The organism is Stenotrophomonas sp. 364 (assembly GCF_009832905.1).
Taxonomy (GTDB): Bacteria; Pseudomonadota; Gammaproteobacteria; order Xanthomonadales; family Xanthomonadaceae; genus Stenotrophomonas; species Stenotrophomonas maltophilia_AP.
Map to the genome: position 1 here is coordinate 3,768,017 of NZ_CP047135.1, position 20,791 is coordinate 3,788,807.

Sequence of the window (20,791 nt, forward strand, 5' to 3'; positions counted from 1 at the left end):
CGAACTGCCGGGATCGATCAATCGATATCCAGGAAGCTGCGCAGCTGCTCGGACCGGCTCGGGTGACGCAGCTTGCGCAGCGCCTTGGCTTCGATCTGGCGGATACGCTCGCGGGTGACGTCGAACTGCTTGCCCACTTCCTCGAGGGTGTGGTCGGTGTTCATGTCGATGCCGAAGCGCATGCGCAGCACCTTGGCTTCCCTCGGGGTGAGGCCAGCCAGCACGTCGCGCACGGTTTCAGACAGGTTGATGTTGGTGGTGTTCTCGATCGGGGACTCCACGTTGGTGTCCTCGATGAAGTCGCCCAGATGGGAATCCTCGTCGTCGCCGATCGGGGTTTCCATCGAGATCGGCTCCTTGGCGATCTTCATCACCTTGCGGATCTTGTCTTCCGGCATGTCCATTTCCTTGGCCAGCTCCTCCGGCGTAGCCTCGCGGCCGTACTGCTGGAGCATCTGGCGGGAAATGCGGTTCAACTTGTTGATCGTTTCGATCATGTGCACCGGAATACGGATGGTGCGCGCCTGATCGGCGATCGAACGGGTGATGGCCTGGCGGATCCACCAGGTGGCATACGTGGAGAACTTGTAACCACGGCGGTATTCGAACTTGTCCACGGCCTTCATCAGGCCGATGTTGCCTTCCTGGATCAGGTCGAGGAACTGCAGGCCGCGGTTGGTGTACTTCTTGGCGATGGAGATGACCAGGCGCAGGTTCGCCTCGACCATTTCCTTCTTGGCCTTGCGCGCACGCGCCTCACCGTAGGCCATGGCACGGCTGATTTCCTTCAGCTCGTCCAGTTCCAGCCAGGTGGTCTTTTCGATGTCGAGCGTGGCCTGCTGCTCGGCGATGATCTGGTCCTTCACGTCACGCAGGGCCGAGGACCACTTCTGCTTGCGCTTCAGTGCGTCTTCCACCCACTCCAGGTTGGTCTGGTTGCCTTCCCAGGAACGGATGAAGTCCTTGCGCGGCATGCGCGCCGTCACGGTGGCCAGGTTCAGCACGCGGCGCTCGTGGGACTTGATCTCGGCCATGACGTCGCGCAGCTGCTTGACCAGCACGTCGGTCAGCGGCAGCGGCAGCTTCAGGGTCACAAACACCGCGGCCATGTCGTCGCGCAGCTTGGCCAGCGGCTTGCGGTCACCCTTGGCGGCAGCCTTCTTGAACGCGCTGTACGCGTCGCTCAGGGCCTGCATGCGGCGGGCAACTTCTTCCGGGTCCGGACCGGTCGGGCCGGCTTCTTCTTCAACGTCGTCGCCGTCGTCTTCGTCGTCGGCATCGTCTTCGGCGTCGTCGCTGGTGTCTTCAGCCACGACCGGCGCCGGGACTTCCTCCACCAGATCGTTGAAGCCGACGATCACTTCGGCCAGGCGCTTCTTGCCTTCCTTGTGCGCGTCGTAGTCGGCCAGCAGCGATTCCACCGACACCGGGAAGGTGCCGAGTGCCGCCTGGACCTGGCCCAGGCCTTCTTCGATACGCTTGGCGATGGCGATTTCGCCCTCGCGGGTCAGCAGCTCGACGGTGCCCATTTCGCGCATGTACATGCGCACCGGGTCGGTGGTGCGACCACCTTCGGTGTCGAGCGCGCTCAGCGCGGCGGCAGCTTCTTCGGCCGCGGTGTCATCGACTTCGCGGTTGCCGGTGTTGCCGTCGTTGAGCAGCAGGGTTTCCGCATCGGGCGCAACTTCATGGACATCGATGCCCATGCCGTTGATCATGCCGATGATGTCTTCAATCTGCTCCGGGTCGACGATGTCGTCGGGCAGGTGGTCATTGACTTCGGCGTAGGTCAGGTAGCCCTGTTCCAGGCCCTTGCTGATCAGAAGCTTGATGTCGTTTTGCTGGGCAGGACGTTCGTTGGCCATGTAGTGCTCGCGCCACCGGCAGGGAGAGAATAGGACCTAGCATTATACCAGCCCGGGGCCCTTCCGCCCCGGGCGGTGGTCCCGGGGTCAGGGCCGGAGCAGGAAGGTCACAGGACCGTCGTTGACCAGGCTGACAACCATATGGGCACCAAACTGGCCGGTTTCCACCCCCGGGGCGTGTTTTTGCCTGCAGATCTCGACCAATCGGTTGAATCCACGTTCAGCCTCGGCAGGCGGCGCGGCGGTGCTGAAGCCCGGCCGCATCCCGCTGGCGGTGTCGGCGGCCAGCGTGAACTGGCTCACCAGCAGCAGCCCGCCCCCGGTGTCGGCCAGCGACCGGTTCATTTTTCCGCCTTCATCGGCAAACACACGGTAGCCGAGCAGCCGATCGGCCATCCACGTGATCTGCGCCTCGCTGTCGCCTGGCTCCATGCCCACCAGCGCCAGCAATCCCGGGCCGATCCGGCCCACCGCCACATCATCGACATGCACGCTGGCCTGGGTGACGCGCTGGATGAGAACGAGCATGGGTGGGGCTTCCGGGGTGGGGGGCCGGCTACCTTAACGCGCCTGCCGGTCCACGCCGATTGTCCCAGCAGCTAGACTTCCCCGTGATGAAACCGCATACCACCGCCCGCCTGGCCTACCGTGCCGCCGCCCTGTTCACCCGTCTGCCCTGGTCCTGGCTGCGCGGCGTCGCCCACATGCTGGCGTGGCTGTGGATCGCGCTCAATGCCCGCGAGAGCCGGGTGACCCGGCGCAACCTGGAACTGGCCTTCCCCGAACTGACCGACGCCCAGCGGGTGCAGATGCACCGCCAGGTGCTGCGCTCCACCGCGCTGCAGGCGCTGGAAACCCTGCGCCTGTGGACCCGCCCGCGTGAGCAGAACCTGGCCTGCCTGGTCGAGCGCCATGGCGAAGCCCTGTACGACGCGGCGCTGGCCGCCGGCAAGGGCGTGATCGTGGCCGCGCCCCACCATGGCAACTGGGAGCTGCTGAACCAGTGGCTCGCCTCGCGCGGGCCGATCGCCATCGTCTACAAGGCCCCCGACGAAGCCGTGGGCGATGCCTTCCTGCAGCTGGTGCGTGGCGGCGACAACGTGCAGCAGGTGCGGGCCGAGGGGCCGGCGGTGCGTCAGCTGTTCAAGGTGCTCAAGGACGGCGGCGCCACCGGCATCCTGCCCGACCAGCAGCCCAAGGCCGGCGACGGCGTGTTCGCCCCGTTCTTCGGGGTGGAGGCGCTGACCATGACCCTGGTCAACCGGCTGGCTGAACGGACCGGGGCCACCGTGCTGTACGGCTGGTGCGAGCGCGTGGGCCCGGGCATGCAGTTTGCCCTGCACGTCGAGCCGGCCGATCCGGCCGTGGCCGACCCGGACCCGCGCACGGCGGCAACCGCACTCAACGCCGGACTGGAGCGGATCGCCCGGCGCGACCCCACCCAGTACCAGTGGACCTACAAGCGCTACACACTGCGGCCGCCGGGCAGCAACGAGGTGGACCCCTATGCCACCGAGGAACATCCGCACTGACTGCGACGCAGCGTCGCGCCCCGGCGTGATTGGAAACGGCGCCTTCCGTCCCCACTGTGGAACCCACGATGTCTCCCACGGCCCCTGCCATGTCTGATGCTGCTTCTCCCCTGTTCGGCGACCCGGCCGCGATCCGCTGCGAACGGGCGGTGGGCGAACTGCGCGCGGGCCGCCCGGTGGTGATCGACGACAGCCACGGCCAGCGCCTGGCCTTCATCGCCCTGGACAGCAGCACCCGCAGCAGCTTCAGCGCGTTCGCCCAGGCCGCCGCCGACCGCCACTACCTGTTCCTTACCGCCACCCGTGCGCGGGTGCTGGGGGTGGCCGCCGAGCACGGCGCCCGCGTGCCGCTGGCCGGCATCGACTTCGATGCCCTGCCCTCGCTGAGCTACCGGCGCGAACCGGAAGTGATGCCACCGGGCTGGTCGGCGGGGCAGGCGCTGGACGATGGCGCGGTGGAAATCGCCCGCCTGGGCCTGCTGCTGCCGGCCATGGTGGGCGTGCTGCTGGAGGAGACCGACCACCGCTTCGATGATTGCGCGCAGGTATCGCTGTGCGACCTGCACCAGGGCGCCGAGCAGGCCGCCCACGCCTATGAACTGGTGACGCGTTCGCCGGTGCCGCTGCGCGAGGTGGGCATGACCGAATTTGCCGTGTTCCGCGGCGGCGTGGCCCAGCGCGACCAGGTGGCGATCATCGTCGGCAGCCCGGACCTGTCCGGGGTGGTGCCGGTACGCGTGCATTCGTCCTGCCTCACCGGCGACCTGTTCGGCTCGCTCAAGTGCGACTGCGGCGACCAGCTGCGGCGCGGCCTGCGCAAGCTCAAGGAACTGGGTGGCGGCGTACTGCTGTACCTGGACCAGGAAGGCCGCGGCACCGGCATCGCCGCCAAGATGCGCGCCTACGGCTACCAGCACGACGGCCTGGACACCATCGACGCCGATGCGCAGCTGGGCTTCGGCGCCGACGAGCGCCGCTACGGCAGCGCGGTGGCGATGCTGCAGGGGCTGGGCGTGCACCGCGTGCAGCTGCTCAGCAACAACCCCACCAAGGCGCAGCGGCTGCGCAATGCCGGCATCGACGTGGTGGACTGCGTGCCGGTCACCGGCGATATCACCGCCGAAAACGAGCAGTACCTGCGCACCAAGGCCGAACGCGCCGGCCACCTGCTCGACGTCGACGCACTGATCCAGGCCGCGCAATAGCGCGCGGCAACTGCTACCGTCTGCGCGACGGGCGCACCGCCAGCAGCAGCACGCCCGGCATTTCCCTTGCCGAGCGCCCTGCCTTGTCCGACGCCATCGACACCCCCGCCATCCCCTCGCCGCCACCGTTGCCGCCGCTGCCGCCCAGTCCTGACTGGCAGCCGCTGCCACGGCGTGCCGCCGCCATCGCAGCGGTGGGCGCGGCCATCACCGGCACCGTCGTGATCGGTGGCGGGCTCGGCACGGCGTGGGTGCTGCTGGACCTGCCGCTGCGCTGGCTGGGCGTGGCCGGCATGCTGGTGCTGGGCGCGGCAATCGGCGCGGTCGTTGGTTACCGCCGCCAGCGCCGTACGTTCTGGCGGCTCGATGCCCAAGGCCTGGGCGTGCGCCGCAACCTGATGTGGGAACAGGAAACCCGCGTGCCGATCTCGCGCGTGCAGCACCTGGACCTGCGCCGCGGTCCGATCGAACGCAGCGCACGGCTGGCCACGCTGGTGGTGCACACCGCCGGCAGCCGTTTCAGCGCGGTGAGCCTGAGCGGGCTGGACGGCGAGGATGCCGAACGCCTGCGCGACACCCTGGCCCACCAGCTCGACCGCGACGACGACGCCCTGTGAACAGCCTGCCCCCCGCACAGGCCGCGGTGGACGACGCGTCGCAGGAGCAGCGCCTGCACCGGTGGTCGTGGCTGTTCGTCCTGCTGATGCAGCTGCGCCAGTTCCTGCTGCCGCTGGTGGCGCTGCTGGTGTTCGGCAACCGCGGCGACCGCGATGAGATGTGGTCCTACCTGGCCGCGCTGGTGGTGATCGTGGTGCTGGTGGGCACTTCGGTGCTGCAGTACCTGACCTACCGTTACCGGATCGGCCGCGATGCCATCAGCGTGCGCAGCGGGGTGATCTCGCGCAACCGGCGCGAGATTCCGTTCGCGCGCATCCACAACGTGGCGGTGCACCAGAACCCGCTGCACCGTCTGTTCGGGGTGGCCGAACTGCGCCTGGAATCGGCCGGCGGCGCCCGGCCCGAAGCGGAAATGCGCGTGCTCAAGCTGTCCCAGGCGCTGGCGCTGGAACAGCTGGTGCGGCATCGCGGCCAGGGTGTCACGGCGACGCCGGCGGCCACGGATGCTGATGCTGATGCGGATGTGGATGCGGTCGCGCCGCCGGTCGACGATGGCGTGCTGCTGCAACTGAGCACGCTGGAGGTGGTGCGCATCGGCCTGCTGTCCAACCGCGGCTGGGTGGTGGTGCTGGCCGCTGTGGGCGCGACGTTCCAGCTGTTTCCCGATGGCACCGTGACCGATGTGATCGAGGAAGGCGGGCGCCAGGCGCTGGGCTACGCCAACGGCCTGCACCCGGCCGACTGGGTGTGGGCGGTGGTGGCGCTGCTGGCCGTGGCCGCGTTCTGGGTGCTGCTGCGCGTGTTTTCAGTGGTGCTGGCGGTGTTGCGTTACCACGGCTTCCAGCTGAGCGAGCACCAACGCCGGCTCACCGTGGTCAGTGGCCTGCTCACGCGCCTGCGCAGCAGCGTGGCGCGGCGGCGCATCCAGGCCTGGACGCTGCGCGAGAGCCCCTTGCAGCGCTGGGCCGGGCGACGCCACCTGCGCATCGACATCGCCGCCGGGGTGTCCGAAGAGAACCAGCGCCGCGACCTGCGCGAACTGGCCCCGCTGGCCACCCCCGAGGCGACCGACGCCCTGGTGCAGCACCTGCTGCCGCAGGTGCAGTGGCCGCCCGCCCGCTGGCAGCCGGTGCAGCAGCGCGGCTGGTGGCGGTTGAGCCTGGGCACGGCGGTATGGGTGCCGCTGGTGGCCGCGGCCGCGGTGTGGAACGAGGTACCGTGGGCGGCCCTGATCCTGCTGTGGCTGCCGTGGTCGGCGTTCCGGGCGCATCGCCAGATGGCCCGCATGGGCTATCACCTGGACGACCAGTACGTGGCCGTGCGCGGTGGCTGGTGGCAGCGCTGGTGGCGGTTTGCCGAGCTGGACAAGCTGCAGGTGCTACGCCTGAGCCGTTCCCCGCTGGATCGCCTGTTGGGAACCGCCAGCGTGTGGCTGGATACCGCCGGCGCCGGTGGCAGCGTCGCCTTGTGCCTGCGCTATCTGCCCGACGCCGAGGCGCGCGCGGTGCATGCGCGCTTGAGCGAGGCCCTGGCGCACCGGCGCCTGCGCTGGTAATCGACGCAGCCGACCAACGGTCGGCTCTAGCGCTTGGACGGCCCCCAATACCCCAGGTCACGCCGGATCTGCAGGCCGCGCGTCCACGCGCCGAACGGCTTGCGCTTGAGCGTACCCAGCTCGCCAGCGAGGAAATCCTCGGTGGCCGCGATCACCCGCTCGCTGGAATACCCATCGCGGTACGGATGGATGCTGTCGGCGTACTGCTGGATCTGCGCCACCAGCGCCGGCTCGGGCGACAGCGCGCGGTCCAGCATCGCCGGCAGCCGGGTGGCGTCGTCGAAGTCGATCATGTGCGGCTGCGGCACGCGGTTGCGGAAGGTCACCACCGGTTTGTACTGCACCACGAACTCGGACACGATCGAGGAGGTGTCCGACACCAGCACATCGGCGGCACGCTGCGCGGCCATCACCTGCTCAGGCTCGATGAAGGCGGCGTTGTCGCCGGCCAGCGCGCGGTAGCGTGCGAACAGCTCCTCGCTGCACTTGGGGTGCAGGGTCAGCAGCCAGTAACGCTCGCCGCGCGCGATGTCGGCGGCGATGTGGTCGTACAGGTGCGGCGCCGCACTCAGGCGTTCGGTGAAGGTGGACCCGAACAGGATCACCGGGCGGCCAGCGGCCGGCGCCCGCAGCGCCGCGCTGGCGCCGCCGTCGTCGCGGAACAGCGGGTCCAGTTTCGGCCAGCCGGTCTGCGCCACCGCGAAATGGCCCTGGCGCGCGGCGAGGTCGCGGAACGGCTCCGTCGTCGCCGGCCCCTGCGTGCAGTACAGGTCGAACAGGCCACGCACGCGGAAATGGCCGCGCGCGCTGTCGCGTTTCTGCACATTGAAGCCATGGAATACCTGCACCTTGGCCCCGGCGATGAACGGCGGCACCCAGTTGGCGGCGCTGAACACCGCGCGCGGGCGCAGCGCCAGCGCCTGTTTGAGGTCCACATTGGGCACCCCCGGCAGGCTGGCCCCGGCCGCGCCATCGGCGAACCAGGCCGACACCGATTGCCCGGACGCGTGCAACGCCTGGGCCAGAGGGGCGAGAATGGGCAGCGCATAACGCTCCGTCGCAAACAGCAGGTACTCGGCCATCATGTCCTCCACGACCGCTCCCACTGAACGGCCTCGCATCTCGGCCTGCATTATCGCGTTCAATGAAGCCGACCGCATCGGCGATTGCCTGGCCTCGCTGGCCTTCTGCGACGAGATCGTCGTGGTGGATTCCCATTCCACCGATGCCACCGTGGCCATCGCCCGCGCCGCCGGGGCCACCGTGCTGCAGCGCGCGTTCGACGGCTTCCGCAGCCAGAAGGCGTTCTGCGTTGAACAGGCCCGCCATGACTGGGTGCTGTGCCTGGATGCCGACGAGCGCGTCAGCGACGAGCTGCGCGCGGCCATCCTGGCCGCCCAGTCCGGAGGCTTCGCCGGCCACCACGGCTACCGCTTCGCGCGCCTGTCCGAGTACTTCGGCAAGTTCCTGCACCACGGCAATGCCTACCCGGACCGCGTGCTGCGCCTGTTCGACCGCCGCCACGGCGGCTGGCGCGGCAAGCGCGAGATCCACGAAGCGGCCAGCGTCGACGGCCGCGTGGGCGTGCTGCGCGGTGACCTCATCCACTACCCGTACCGCTCGCTGGAACAGCAGTTGAGCAAGACCCAACGCTACGCGCGGATGATGGCCGAGCACGAGTTCGCACGCGGCAAGCGCGCCACCCTGGCCAAGCTGGTCCTGGCCCCGGCGTGGCGGTTCTGGCGCGGGCTGCTGCTGCGCGGTGGCTTCCGCGATGGCTGGCACGGGCTGGTGTATGCCTACGTACGCGCCAACTACGTGCGCCAGAAAACGATCATGCTGTGGATGCTGCAGCACGGCCAGCCGGTGAGCGACCCGCCGCGCCGCAGCGACGCCGCATGAGCACTGCTGTGGCAGACTTCATGCGCGTTTGATCGAAGGCCTCCATGAAGATCCTCTACACCAACTTCCATTCCGGCGACGGCGGCGGCCACACCACCTACCTGGTGTCACTGGCGCGTGCGCTGTCGGCGCGGCACCAGCTGTTCATGGCCGCCCCGGACAACAGCCGCGTGCTGCGCGTGGTCCGCGACGAAGGCATTGCCGAACCGCTGGACATCGCCTTCAGCAGTGGCCTGCCCACGCTGCCCCAGCAATGGGCCGACACGCGCCGCCTGCGCCGCCTGGTGCAGCAGCACCGCATCGACATCGTGCACGCCAACGGCGCGCGCGACCATCGGGTGATGATGGAGGCAGTGGCCGGCCTGGCCCACCGGCCCAGGCTGGTGTTCACCAAGCACAACAGCAAGCCCAGCAACACCTTCGGCAACCGCCTGCGCGCGCGCTGGGGCACCGACCGGGTGATCGCCGTCTCCGCGCATACCCGCGACATGTTGCTGGACAGCCCCTACCGGCGCTGCCCGATCGACGTGGTACGCAACGGCGTGGACCTGGCCCGCTTCGCACCGGTCGAGGCATCGGCCGGCGCGGCGCTGCGTGCCCGCTGGACCACCGACCCCGAGGCGCTGGTGATGGTGAGCAATGCCGGCACCGACGGCCACAAGGGCTGGATCGACCTGGTCGAGGCGATTGCCACGCTGCCCGAGCCGATCCGCAGCCACCTCCACGTGGCCGTGGCCGGCCGCGACGCCGACCCGCGCCTGCTGGCACGCGTGGCGGAGCTGGGCCTCGGCGCGCAGGTGCACCTGCCCGGCCTGCTGGAGGACATCCGGCCGTTCGTGGCCAGCGGTGATGCGGGCTTCGTGCTGTCCCACGACGTGGAGACGATCTCTTTCGCCTGCCGCGAAATGATGGCGATGGGCAAGCCGGTGATGGTCAGCGACTACGCCGGCCTGCCGGAGAACATCGACCACGGCCAGGACGGGTGGATCGTGCCGGTGCGCAACATTCCGGCGATCGCCGCCCAGGTGGCCCAGCTGTATGCACAACGCCACGACCTGGCCCGCATCGGCGTGGCCGCGCGCCAGCGTGCGGTGCGTGAGTTCGGCCTGGACACGTTCACCGGCCTGACCGAAGCCAGCTACGCCGCCGCCCTGCAGGGCGGTTGAACCCGTATCAGTCTGCCTGGCGCCTGCGCGCCGGGTCGGACAGCGCCAGGAATACCGCCACCCAGGTGGCGTAGAAGGACGCCGAGCGCATGTCGCGGAACATCATCTCGGTGAGGCCGAACATCAGGTAGCTGGCGCAGATCATCACCCCGGCACCGGCGAACAGGCGCCCGGCGTCGTCCTCCCGCCACAGCCGGCGCAGCAGCACCCAGCCCGGCGCGGCGTAGAGCAGCACCAGTCCCAGCCCGCCCAGCACGCCGTAGGTGGCCAGGAAATACAGCAGGTCGTTGTGGGTTTCGCCATAGTCGCGCGCGACAGTGGGCGAAACCTGGCGCGCCTCGGCCAGGCTGCGCAGCTCTTCGCGGAAGCGGTCGCCCCCGCCAATGCCGAACACCGGCTCGCTCTGGATCATGTGCCCGGCCGCGCTCCACAGCTGCAGGCGGATGCACACCGACGTATCGGCCAGGTGGGTCACCTGGCACTCTTCGAATTCATTCACGCCCAGGTGGATGCGCTCGCGCAGGGTGCTGTCGCTGAGCACGATCAGGCCCACCGCGCCGAGCAGCAACGCACCGGCCCAGGCCTTGTAGCGGTTGAGCCGGCGCCCCTGCACCAGCAGGGCGATGAACACCAGCACCGGCACGGCAAGCAGGCCGCCGCGGGTCTGGGTGGCGAGGAATGCGCCCAGCCCGGCCACGCCGGTGATCAGTTTCAGCGCGAACTCGGTGCGCTTGAAACGGGTGATGCGGTAGCCCAGCAGCAACAGCGCCAGCATCGAAAACAGCAGCGTCAGGTTGCCGTAGGTCACCGTGTTGAACTGGCGGGTGGCCGGGCGTCCGCCGGTGCTCAACACCAGCCAGCCGACGTTGATCACCGCATACCAGATGCCCAGCAACAGGCCGAACAGGCCATGGGCCAGAATCGGGCGCGGAATCCGCAGCGCGGCGGCCAGGATCAGCAGCACGGTCAGGAAGCGCGCGGCCTTTTCCACCTCCGATCCTTTCCACAGGCCGTGCACCAGCAGGCTGGTCAGCACGCCGATCAGCATCACCGCCACGCCCACGCCCATCCACACATACTCGCGGCGGTTGTCGCACCAGACCTGCCCGGGCGCGGCCGGACGCACCACCACCAGCACGATGATGCTCAGCAGGACCAGCAGGTAATAGCCCGCGCTGCCACCGTCCAGGGTCGACATCAGCAGCACCGGGGACAACCCGAGCGCGATCGTGAAGGCCCATGCCAAGGCGAGGTTGGCGCGGGCAGGACGGAGTGGAGACATGGTCACGATCTGGGCAATGCGGCGTAATGACGGAGGAGGAACGGGTTCACCGGCCTCCATTCCAGGATCGGGCGAGCGGGCGGCATTGTCGCTGATCGTCCCGTAATGATCCATGAGAGTCCCATCACTCCTCCGGCGCTTCCCGACCTTGTTCCAGAGTGATCCGCGCCAGTTCCCGGGCACTGGGCCGACACGGGCCGACCACGGCGTCGGCCGGTACCAGCCACCAGCCGCGGCGATTGGCCACGCCCACCCGTTCGGCACGGTTGCGATCGATGCAGTCCAGCACGGCCGCTTCCTGTACCAGCAGCCAGCGCTGCTGCGGCGCCTGCGCCTGCCAGGCCACGCCGTCCTGCAACTGACTGTACCAACGGCGTTTGAAGCCAAAGGTGGTCGCCGGGCGGTCAGCCATGAGCAGGTTCTGTTCCTTCCAGCCCACCAGCCCGAGTTGCGCGTCGGGGCCGATGCGCTGCCCGGCCTGCTGCATCAGCCCCCGCGCGGAGCTGGAATCGTTGAACAGCGGGTAGCCCACCAGCCCGTAGGCCACCCAGACCATCGCCAGGGTCGATACCACCGCCACGTGGCGCCGCCGTGCGCCGCTGAAACACAGGCTGGCCATGCCCCAGGCGCCCAGTGCCACGCCGATCCAGCCCAGCGCCGCGGTCACCGAGGTATCGATGCCGCGCTGCAGGATCAGCCGGCTTTCAAAGCCCGGCTGCCCGACCAGCATGGCAATGCCCGCCCCCAGCAGGGCCAGCACCAGCAGCACGTTGAACGCGCCCAGCAGCCACTGCACGTCGCGCCGCCGCAGCAATCCCGGCACCAGTGGCGCCAGCGCCAGGCAGAACATCGGCAGCGCCGGCAGGATGTACACATCGCGCTTGCCGTGCGGGATCGAGAAGAACAGCACGATCAGCAGCCACCAGCCCAGCAGCAGCAGATAGCGCGGATCACGGCGGCGCAGCCGGCGCCACCAGGCCGGGATCGCCCACGGCACCACCAGGATCGCGGGCAGCCACATCGACGGCATGGTGGCCAGGAAGTACCACCATGGCTGGTGGTGGTCCCAGGACTGCGCGTAGCGCTTGGCGGTCTGCCGGAACAGAATGTCGTTCATATAGGCCCGGTACTCCACCGAGCCGCTGGACGTGGCGGCCAGCACCATCGGCACCAGCCACAACGTCACCGCCAGCACGAAGGCCAGCGGGGCCAGCCAGAAGCGCCAGTCGCGCACGTGCAGGCGAACCCGCGGCCAATCCAGCAGCGAGGCCACCGCCGCCGGCAGCACCATCAGCAGCGCCAGCACGCCCACGCCCTTGGTGATCACACCCAGCCCGGCGGCAAACCAGCCCAGCCACCACCACCGCCACGCCGGCCCGCAGAGCAGGTGCCGCAGCAGGCCGTAGTTGGCCAGGGTGATGAAGAACACCACCAGCGGGTCGATCTGCGCCTTCTTGGCCTGGAAGGTGAAATGCACCGCAAACAACAGCGCCCAGGCCGCGTACACGCCCACCCGGCGGGTCCACAGGCGCCGGCCCAGGTCGTACACGCAGGCCAGCGTGCCCAGTGCGGCCAGCAGCGACGGCAGCAGGAACGCCACCCGCCAGTTGCCGAACACGCTGTAGAACGCGGCCTGCGCCCACATCAGCATCGGTGGCTTGTCCGAGTACAACTCGGTGCCCCGGTGCGGGAACAGCCAGTCGCCGCTGAGCACCATCTGCTTGGCCACCAGCGCAAAGCGCGGCTCGTCCGACGGCCAGGGGTCGCGCAGGCCCAGACCGGCACCGAGCACCAGCAGGGCCATCGTGGCAAGCAGCCAGAACTCGCGCCTGGCAGGAGTGTTCAACATATGACGCGGGTCCAACGGCGGGGTATCAGCCCTTTTTTAGCAGACGCGCATAGAAGAAACCGTCTGCACCCTCTTCACCGGGCAGGCGCTGGCGACCGGCCCAGGAGTCGTGGCCGAACGCTTCACCCAATGGCAGGAAGCCTGCGCGGGGGGTGCGCTGCAGGAAAGACTCGACCTGGAACTGGTTCTCTTCCCGCAGGATCGAGCATGTCGCATACAGCAGGGTGCCGCCCGGAGCCAGCATGCTGAAGCAGGCATCCAGCAGGCGCGCCTGCAGCGTTACCAGCGCCTCGATATCGGCCGGGCGGCGGTGCACCAGCACGTCCGGCTGGCGGCGGATGATGCCGGTGGCAGAGCACGGTGCATCCAGCAGGATGCAGTCGAACGGCTGCCCGTCCCACCAGCTGTCCGGCGCGGCGGCGTCGGCCGCCAGCACGCGCGCCTGCGCGCCCACGCCGGTCCGGGCGAAGGTCTCGCTGATGCGCTTGAGCCGGCGCGGGTCGATGTCCAGGGCCAGCAGCTGCAGGCTGGGATCACGCTCCAGCAGGTGCGCGGCCTTGCCACCGGGCGCGGCGCAGGCGTCCAGCACCCGGGCGCCGGGTCGCGGGGCCAGGGCATCGGCCACCTGCTGCGCCGACAGATCCTGCACCGACAATGCACCGGCCGCGAAACCGGGCAGCGCAGCCACCGGCACGGGTACCGGCAGGCGGATCGCGTCACTGCACAGCGGCGATGCCTCGGCCTCGATCGCGGCGGCGGCCAGCTGTTCGAGCACAGCCTCACGGCTGCCGTGCTGGCGGTTCACCCGCAGCCACAACGGCGCCGGCTGCAGGCTGGCGGCGAACACGTCCTCGGCCTGCTCCGGCCAGTCCTGTTCGATCATGCCGGCCAGCCAGTCGGGGAATGCAGCGCGCGCCGGCTGGGCCGGAATGCCCTCGCGCTGGGCGCGGCGCAGCAGCGCGTTGACCATGCCGGCCTGGCGGTCGCGACCCATCGCACGGGCGGCGTCGACCGTGGCCGACAGCGCCGCGTGGGCCGGCAGTTCCAGCGCATCCAGCTGGGCGAAGCCCACCAGCAACAGCGCGCGCAGTTCGTCCTCGCGCACGCCCAGCGGGCGCTGCATCCACTGGGCCAGGGCCGCGTCATAGGCGCCGCGACGGCGCAGCACGGCAAAGCACAGGGCCTCCAGCAGCGCGCGGTCGCGGCTGTCGTCCAGGCTCGGCAATGCCTTGGCCAGTTCGGCCTTGAGCGAGCGGCCGCGGCCGATCACCTGGGCCAGCACCTTGGCTGCCAGTACGCGGGTGGGCACGCCGGGCGCGCTGGCGGCACGCTGCGGGGCCAGCTTGTCCTGCCGGAGCTGGGTCATTTCAGGCACCCACGCTCAGGTCGCGGCGCGCGTTGAGGTAGTCGGCCGCCGTGATCGCCTTGCCGCCTTCGCGCTGCAGCACCCGCAGGCGCAGGGCGCCCTGGCCGCAGGCAATGTCGATGCCCTCGCGGGCGGCCGCCAGCAGCGTGCCCGGGGCCTTGCCTTGGTTGTCCGGCAGCGCCACCGCACCGTGGATGCGCACGCGCTCGCCGGCCAGCTGGGCCTCGGCGATCGGCCACGGGTTGAAGGCGCGCACGGTGCGCTCCAGCGCCTGCGCGTCCTGCGCCCAGTCCAGCCGGGCTTCGGCCTTGTCGAGCTTGTGCGCGTACGTCACCCCCGCCTCCGGCTGCGGCTGGGCAATCGGCTTGATCCCGGCGCGCAGCAGGCCCAGCCCATCCGACAGCACCTGCGCGCCCAGTTCGGCCAGTCGGTCGTGCAGCTGGCCGCCGGTGTCGTTGGCGCCGATGGCCAGGTGTTGCTTGAGCAGCACCGGGCCAGTGTCCAGGCCTGCTTCCATCTGCATCAGGCACACGCCGCTTTCGCTGTCGCCGGCCTGGATCGCACGCTGGATCGGCGCGGCGCCACGCCAGCGCGGCAGCAGCGAGGCGTGCACGTTCCAGCAGCCGTGGGTGGGGATGGACAGCACGGCCTTGGGCAGGATCAGGCCGTAGGCCACCACCACCATCAGGTCCGGTTGCAGGTCGCGCAGCTGCTGCTGGGCTTCGGGGGTCTTGAGGTGCTCGGGCTGGAACACCGGGATGCCACGCGCGATCGCCTCCAGCTTCACCGGCGACGGCATCAGCCCGCGCCCACGCCCGGCCGGGCGGTCCGGCTGGGTGTACACGGCCACCACTTCATGGTGGCGCGCGGCGGCGCGCAGCGAGGACACGGCGAACTCCGGCGTACCGGCAAAGACAATCTTCATGGCTACCCCACTTGCAGAAAGAAAAACGGCGCCGGTGGCCGGCGCCGCACAACCAGGCCCGGCCCGCGGTCAGCCCGCGCGGCCCGGCCCTTGGGCATCTCAGGCAACGTGCTTGCGCGCCTTGGCCAGCTTCTTGCGCACCATCTCGCGCTTCAGCGGGGACAGGTAATCGATGAACAGCTTGCCGTCCAGGTGGTCCATTTCGTGCTGGATGCACACCGCCAGCACACCGTCGGTGGTCAGTTCCTGCGGCTGGCCCTGGCGGTCCAGGAAGCGCACGGTGATCTGGTTGGCACGGGTGACGTCGGCAAAGATGCCCGGTACCGACAGGCAGCCTTCCTGGTAGACCTGGCCGCCCTCGTTGGCGACGATCTCCGGGTTGATGAACACCCGCGGGGTGTCCTTCTCTTCACTGACGTCGATCACCATGAAGCGCTTGTGCACGTCCACCTGGCTGGCCGCCAGGCCGATGCCCGGGGCCTCGTACATGGTGTGGAACATGTCGTCGATCAGTTCCTGGAAGGCCGGCGTGGTGACGTCGGCGGCGGCGATCAACGCGGCCTTGGTGCGCAGGCGCGGATCGGGAAACTCAAGAATGGGCAGGATGGCCATGGCAAATACCGGTAGGGGGCGCCGGTCAAAGCGGCGTACGTCGCAATTCTATCGCCAACGCTTGCCCTGCGCCCCGGTTTCTGGACTATAGTGCGGCAACCTGTTGGGGAATCAGGCACCACCTATGTTTGAACGTACTCGTACGGTCGTCGCCGTGGCGATGTTGACCGTTGCCACCTATGCTACCGCCGTTGAAGTGAATGGCGGGCACCCGGATACCTACGTCGTCCGCAAGGGCGATACCTTGTGGGACATTTCCGCGCGCTTCCTCAAAAAGCCGTGGCTGTGGCCGGAAATCTGGCAGGCCAATCCGCAGGTCAAGAACCCGCACCTGATCTACCCGGGTGACGTGCTGAGCCTGGCCTACCTGGACCGCGTCGTGGCCCAGCCCGGCCCGCGCCGGGAAGCGCCCATCACCGGCATTCCACTGGACCAGGTCGAACCCTTCCTGAAGCAGCTGAGCGTGGTCGACGACGTCAAGTCGCTGCCGTTCGTGGCCGGCCTGGAAGACGACCGCCTGCGCGCCACCAGCGGCCAGGTTGCCTATGTGCGCGGGCTGGAGGGGGCGGCAGTGGGCCAGCGCTGGTCCGTGGTCCGCCCGACCGTGCGCTACGCCCTGCCCAAGCCCACCGAGGATCTCACCGCCAATGGTGACGTCACCCCCGGCAGCGGCAACCTCTGGAAGGACTTCTTCGTCCCCAGCAAGCGCAACCAGACGCTCGGCTACGAACTGGCCCAGGTCAACGTCGGCACCGTCACCAAGGTGGCGTCCGGCAAGGTGGATGTGACCACCATCGCCCTGCAGACCCAGGTCGGCGGGCGTGAAGTCAGGATCGGCGACCGCCTGGTGCCGGTGGAGGCAAACCCGTACGACCTGCAGTTCTTCCCGCACGTGCCGGCAGCCCAGACCGAAGGCCTGGACATCCGCGTGCTCGCGGTGGCCGACATGTTCCTGTCGGGTGGCCCGCGCGACATCGTGGCGATCTCCGCCGGCAGTGCGGACGGCATCGACAACGGCACCGTGGTGTCGCTGTGGCGCCAGGGCCGCCACGTGGCCAACCGGATGAAGTACCCCGGTTCGTCGCGGATGGACGATTCGCTCAGCGACGGTGCCGGCCGCATCACCCTGCCCGACGAATATGCCGCCCATGCGATGGTGTTCCGCACCTACGACAAGGTCAGCTATGCGCTGGTGATGGAGGGGGTCAAGCCGGTGCTGGTCGGGTACGCGGCGAAGCATCCTGACGCTCAGTAAACGCAAAACCCTACGCACTACTCCGACGGCGCCCCAGGGCGCCGTTGTTGTATGCGGCCTAGCCTTGGCAGATGTGCGAAACCCTCCTGCCTGACACCCGCGACGCCCTGCTCCGCCTGGTCCTGGCCGGCGGCCCCCTGCCGCCGCGGCGGCACCTCCTGCAGACCCACGCCGATCCCGCCCTTGCGCTGCGTGCCGGGCCATCGAGCTGGCGGGCCAGTGGCTGCACCGCCGAACAGTGCGCGCGGCTGGCCCACCCCGACCCGGCCGCACTGGCACGGGCCCACCACTGGGCGTCGCAACCCGGCCACCACCTGCTGCCGATCCACAGCGACGACTACCCGGTGCTGCTGCGCCACCATCCCCAGGCCCCGTTGGTGCTGTTCGTGCAGGGCGACCCGGCCATGCTCTGGCATCCCGGGGTTGCCGTGGTGGGCAGTCGCACACCGTCGCCCAGCGGCGCGGAGCTGGCGGCCGAATTCGCCGCCGCGTTCGCGCGCAGCGGGTTGTCGGTGGTCAGCGGGCTGGCCGCTGGGGTGGATGGGCGCGCCCATGACGCGGCGTTGCGGGTGCCGGGCGGCGTGACGGTGGCGGTGGTGGCCACCGGCCTGGACCAGACCTACCCGCCACGCCATGCCACCCTGCAGGCGCGGATCGCCCAGGGCGGTGCCGTGGTCAGCGAGTACCCGCCCGGCACCGCGCCCAAGGCCGGCCAGTTCCCCGCGCGCAACCGGCTGATCGCCGGGCTCAGCCTGGGCACGGTGGTAATCGAAGCGGCGCTGCGGTCCGGGGCGCTGATCACCGCCCGGCTGGCGGCCGAGGCCGGGCGTGAGGTCTTCGCCCTGCCCGGTTCGGTGCGCAACCCGCGGGCGCGCGGCTGCCACCGGCTGATCCGCGAGGGCGTGATGCTGGTGGAGCACCCCGACGAAGTGATCGCCGGGCTGACCGCACTGGCCGGCACTCTGGGCCAGGCCTTGCGAAGCCGTCTGGATGCCCCCACTGAACAGGCACGACCGGCGCCTCGGCGCGCCCCCTCCTTCCCCGACCCGAACTACCAGCGCTTGTGGCAGGCACTGGATGACAACCCAACGGGTATGGATTCACTGATCCAGCGCAGCGGATTGACGACGGCCCAGCTGTCGGCCATGCTGCTGGTCATGGAACTGGAAGGAAAGGTGGTTGCCGCCTATGGCCGCTACTGTCGAAAACCCTAGTTTCTTCACCTCCACAGCGTCGTTGACGCAGGCCGAGGGGCAATGAAAGAGAGCATTCTGGATGTCCTGCTGTACCTGTTCGAACATTATTTCAGCGAGGACCCGGACCTCGTCCGTGACCGCGACACCCTCCAGAACAGCCTGATACAGGCCGGCTTCAGCCCCACCGAAATCAAGAAAGCGTTCGACTGGCTCGATGCCCTCGCCGACCAGCGCCCGGCCGTGAACGTGGCCCGGGTCGATGGCCCGGTGCGCATTTACCACGGTCCGGAACTGGACAAGCTGGACGTTGAAGGCCGCGGCTTCCTGATGTTCCTGGAGCAGCACGGCATCCTGGACGCCAACCAGCGCGAGCTGGTGCTGGACCGCGCCATGGCCCTGGACCAGGACGAGCTGGATCTGGACGACCTGAAGTGGGTGGTGCTGATGGTGCTGTTCAACCAGCCCGGGTCCGAGGCCGCGTATGCCTGGATGGAAACGCAGATGTTCATAGACGAACCGGAACCGCTTCACTGACCGTACACTGGGTGCCTTGCGCATTCAGGAGCGTGCCGTGGGCCAGTGGTTCTATGCAGAAGGAAATCGCCAGCAGCGCGGGCCGCTGGCGTCCGATGAGCTGATCGCGCTGTACCAGTCCAGCCGCATTGCGGCCGATACGCTGGTCTGGCGCGATGGCATGGCGCAGTGGCAACCGCTGCGCGAGGTGGCCGACGAGATCGGCCTGGTGCTGGCAACGCCGGCGCCGGCGGCCGGCACGCCTGCTGAAACCGACACCCCCCACGTTGCGCTGCCGCCGCAGATTCCCGCGGACAGCCCGCCGCCCGGCCCGGTGCCCGCCGGGCCCTTCCCGCCGGTAACGTCCACCGCAGCGCCTTCGATGGACGCGGCACCACCGCGCCGGGGCCTGTCCGGCTGCGCGATCGCCGGCATCGTGGCCGGCATCTGCGGGCTGGTGCTGGTAGCGGTCATCGGTATCCTCGCCGCGATCGCCCTGCCCGCCTACCAGGACTATGTGCTGCGCGCCAAGACCGCGCAGGCCATCACCGCGCTCGACCCGATCAAGGTGCAGGTCAGCGAGTTCGTGCAGACCCACGGGCGCTGCCCGGTCAACGACGACGAGGGCTTCCAGCCGGCCGAAAGCTATGCCAGCGATGACCTGTCGGCGGTGCGGATCGGCCGCTTCGACAACAGCCACTGCGGCATCGAGGCCGAGCTGACGGTGCCCGCCAAGGCGGCCCTGGACGGCAAGCTGCTGTGGCTGGATTACGACCCGGAACTGCACCAGTGGGAATGCACCGGCGAGCCGGATGACAAGTACCTGCCGCAGCACTGCCGCGGCTGACAACGGACGCATGTCCATGGATGAACCCAAAGGGGATTGAAGCAATGACTGAGTGGTATTTCGCCGATGGCCAGGAGCGCCAGGGCCCGTTGACCGCCGACGAGATGCGCCTGCGTTTCCAGCGCGCGCAGATCAGCCTGACCACGCTGGTCTGGCGTGAGGGCTTTGCGCAGTGGAAGCCGTTGTCCGAGGCGGTCGACGAACTGCAGCTGCAGAACCTGAGCAGCGCCGCAGAGAACCTGGGCAGCGGCTTCGACCTGCGCGGCGACTACACGGCCATCGACAACGGCACCGCACCGCTGCCGGGCACCGGTGGCGGCACCTATTCGCCGTACACCGCGCCGGCAGCAGGCAGCGGCCTTGCGGGCACGGGCGTGGTCAGCGGCGGCCATGTGGTCTATGCCGGCTTCTGGAAGCGCTACGCCAGCTACTTCATCGACTCGCTGGTGGTCAGCGTGGTCAACATCCCGATCAGCCTGATCTTCAATGGCATCGGCGCGGTCTCGGGCAACGAGTCGCTGGCGCTGGTGATGAGCCTGGTGGCGATGCTGGCCGGCCTGGCCCTGGGCGTGGCCTACTACGCCGGCTTCCATGCCTCGGCCGGCGGCGCCACGCTGGGCAAGATGGCGGTGGGCATCAAGGTGGTCCGCGGCAACGGCGAACGGCTCACCCTGGGCCGCGGCATCGGGCGCTACTTCGGCTTCCTGCTGAGCAGCCTGACCCTGATGATCGGTTTCATCATGGCCGGCTTCACCGAGCGCAAGCAGGCCCTGCACGACATGATCTGCGACACCGTGGTGGTCGACAAATGGGCCTACACCGAGAACGAACACCTGCAGCAGGAGGGTTTGGGCACGCTCACCATCGTGATCCTGGTCGTCTCGGCGCTGCTCACCGTGGCCGCCATCGGCGTGGGTATCGCCATGATCGGGGTCATCGCCTCGTCCATGTCGTGACCCCACCCTCACACCGGGCCGCTTGACACGGGCGGCTCGGTCGTGATTCCTCTAATAAGAGAAAAAGCTGAACGCCCGGCGCATACCCGGGCGTTCAGTTTATGGAAATCGCCCGCTGCCCTTCACTAATGCGGCCATTTGCTCCAC

General features: G+C 69.0%; 19 protein-coding genes. 11 read left to right on the top strand and 8 right to left on the bottom strand.

Going from position 1 to position 20,791, the window contains the following annotated elements; translation table 11 throughout:
- Positions 1 to 17: 17 nt before the first annotated feature.
- A complete protein-coding gene (gene rpoD, locus GQ674_RS16930; RefSeq protein WP_159497991.1) occupies positions 18 to 1,865 on the bottom strand; it encodes an RNA polymerase sigma factor RpoD in 1,848 nt (615 codons plus the stop codon).
- A gap of 87 nt (positions 1,866 to 1,952) precedes the next feature.
- The gene (gene dtd / locus GQ674_RS16935; protein WP_159497992.1) at positions 1,953 to 2,393 is read right to left on the bottom strand and encodes a D-aminoacyl-tRNA deacylase; all 441 of its coding nucleotides are present in this window, start codon (positions 2,391 to 2,393) and stop codon (positions 1,953 to 1,955) included.
- 86 nt (positions 2,394 to 2,479) lie between these two features.
- Between dtd and GQ674_RS16940 the strand changes: the two genes are divergently transcribed.
- The 4 genes from GQ674_RS16940 (at position 2,480) to GQ674_RS16955 (ending at position 6,775) form a co-directional block, all read left to right on the top strand.
- On the top strand, positions 2,480 to 3,397 hold the full coding sequence (locus tag GQ674_RS16940) for a lauroyl acyltransferase (RefSeq protein ID WP_159497993.1): 918 nt from the start codon (positions 2,480 to 2,482) through the stop codon (positions 3,395 to 3,397).
- A gap of 68 nt (positions 3,398 to 3,465) precedes the next feature.
- On the top strand, positions 3,466 to 4,602 hold the full coding sequence (gene ribA, locus GQ674_RS16945) for a GTP cyclohydrolase II RibA (RefSeq protein WP_159497994.1): 1,137 nt from the start codon (positions 3,466 to 3,468) through the stop codon (positions 4,600 to 4,602).
- 83 nt (positions 4,603 to 4,685) lie between these two features.
- Positions 4,686 to 5,219 (top strand): PH domain-containing protein, encoded by a 534-nt coding sequence (locus GQ674_RS16950; RefSeq protein WP_159497995.1) that lies wholly within the window; start codon positions 4,686 to 4,688, stop codon positions 5,217 to 5,219.
- Entirely contained in the window at positions 5,216 to 6,775 is a 1,560-nt protein-coding gene (locus GQ674_RS16955) for a PH domain-containing protein (protein WP_236546112.1), read from the top strand. Before GQ674_RS16950 ends, GQ674_RS16955 begins: the two co-directional genes overlap by 4 nt.
- Before the next feature lie 26 nt (positions 6,776 to 6,801).
- Here GQ674_RS16955 and GQ674_RS16960 read toward each other — a convergent pair whose 3' ends face one another.
- Positions 6,802 to 7,860: a CDP-glycerol glycerophosphotransferase family protein gene (locus tag GQ674_RS16960; protein WP_159499530.1), complete on the bottom strand. Its 1,059-nt coding sequence runs from the start codon at positions 7,858 to 7,860 to the stop codon at positions 6,802 to 6,804.
- Between GQ674_RS16960 and GQ674_RS16965 the strand changes: the two genes are divergently transcribed.
- Both GQ674_RS16965 and GQ674_RS16970 read left to right on the top strand, forming a co-directional pair.
- Positions 7,859 to 8,677, top strand: coding sequence for a glycosyltransferase family 2 protein (locus GQ674_RS16965; RefSeq protein ID WP_159497996.1), 819 nt, complete (start codon positions 7,859 to 7,861; stop codon positions 8,675 to 8,677). The two genes, GQ674_RS16960 and GQ674_RS16965, sit on opposite strands and share 2 nt — an antisense overlap.
- Positions 8,678 to 8,721: 44 nt before the next feature.
- The gene (locus GQ674_RS16970; protein WP_159497997.1) at positions 8,722 to 9,843 is read left to right on the top strand and encodes a glycosyltransferase; all 1,122 of its coding nucleotides are present in this window, start codon (positions 8,722 to 8,724) and stop codon (positions 9,841 to 9,843) included.
- Positions 9,844 to 9,850: 7 nt separating this feature from the next.
- Here the strand turns inward: GQ674_RS16970 and GQ674_RS16975 are convergent, their stop codons facing one another.
- The 5 genes from GQ674_RS16975 to def all read right to left on the bottom strand — a co-directional run bounded on the left by GQ674_RS16975 (position 9,851) and on the right by def (position 15,877).
- Positions 9,851 to 11,125: an O-antigen ligase family protein gene (locus GQ674_RS16975; RefSeq protein WP_159497998.1), complete on the bottom strand. Its 1,275-nt coding sequence runs from the start codon at positions 11,123 to 11,125 to the stop codon at positions 9,851 to 9,853.
- Positions 11,126 to 11,249: 124 nt separating this feature from the next.
- Positions 11,250 to 12,974, bottom strand: coding sequence for a glycosyltransferase family 39 protein (locus GQ674_RS16980; RefSeq protein WP_159497999.1), 1,725 nt, complete (start codon positions 12,972 to 12,974; stop codon positions 11,250 to 11,252).
- A gap of 25 nt (positions 12,975 to 12,999) precedes the next feature.
- Complete coding sequence (rsmB, locus tag GQ674_RS16985; protein WP_159498000.1) at positions 13,000 to 14,340, bottom strand: 16S rRNA (cytosine(967)-C(5))-methyltransferase RsmB; 1,341 nt, start codon at positions 14,338 to 14,340, stop codon at positions 13,000 to 13,002.
- A 1-nt stretch (position 14,341) separates the two neighbouring features.
- Entirely contained in the window at positions 14,342 to 15,265 is a 924-nt protein-coding gene (gene fmt, locus GQ674_RS16990) for a methionyl-tRNA formyltransferase (RefSeq protein ID WP_128095808.1), read from the bottom strand.
- Positions 15,266 to 15,364: 99 nt separating this feature from the next.
- Positions 15,365 to 15,877: a peptide deformylase gene (def, locus tag GQ674_RS16995; protein WP_159498001.1), complete on the bottom strand. Its 513-nt coding sequence runs from the start codon at positions 15,875 to 15,877 to the stop codon at positions 15,365 to 15,367.
- Positions 15,878 to 16,001: 124 nt separating this feature from the next.
- Here def and GQ674_RS17000 point away from each other — a divergent pair, with 124 nt between their 5' ends.
- From GQ674_RS17000 to GQ674_RS17020, 5 genes are all read left to right on the top strand, one after another.
- Positions 16,002 to 17,132: a LysM peptidoglycan-binding domain-containing protein gene (locus GQ674_RS17000; protein WP_128095810.1), complete on the top strand. Its 1,131-nt coding sequence runs from the start codon at positions 16,002 to 16,004 to the stop codon at positions 17,130 to 17,132.
- Positions 17,133 to 17,203: 71 nt separating this feature from the next.
- Positions 17,204 to 18,346: a DNA-processing protein DprA gene (gene dprA, locus GQ674_RS17005; RefSeq protein WP_159498002.1), complete on the top strand. Its 1,143-nt coding sequence runs from the start codon at positions 17,204 to 17,206 to the stop codon at positions 18,344 to 18,346.
- Between the two features lie 42 nt (positions 18,347 to 18,388).
- Positions 18,389 to 18,862, top strand: a complete 474-nt coding sequence (locus tag GQ674_RS17010) for a DUF494 family protein (RefSeq protein WP_038685975.1) — start codon at positions 18,389 to 18,391, stop codon at positions 18,860 to 18,862.
- Between the two features lie 37 nt (positions 18,863 to 18,899).
- Entirely contained in the window at positions 18,900 to 19,688 is a 789-nt protein-coding gene (locus tag GQ674_RS17015) for a GYF domain-containing protein (protein WP_159498003.1), read from the top strand.
- A gap of 44 nt (positions 19,689 to 19,732) precedes the next feature.
- A complete protein-coding gene (locus tag GQ674_RS17020) occupies positions 19,733 to 20,644 on the top strand; it encodes an RDD family protein (protein WP_159498004.1) in 912 nt (303 codons plus the stop codon).
- Positions 20,645 to 20,791 lie beyond the last annotated feature (147 nt).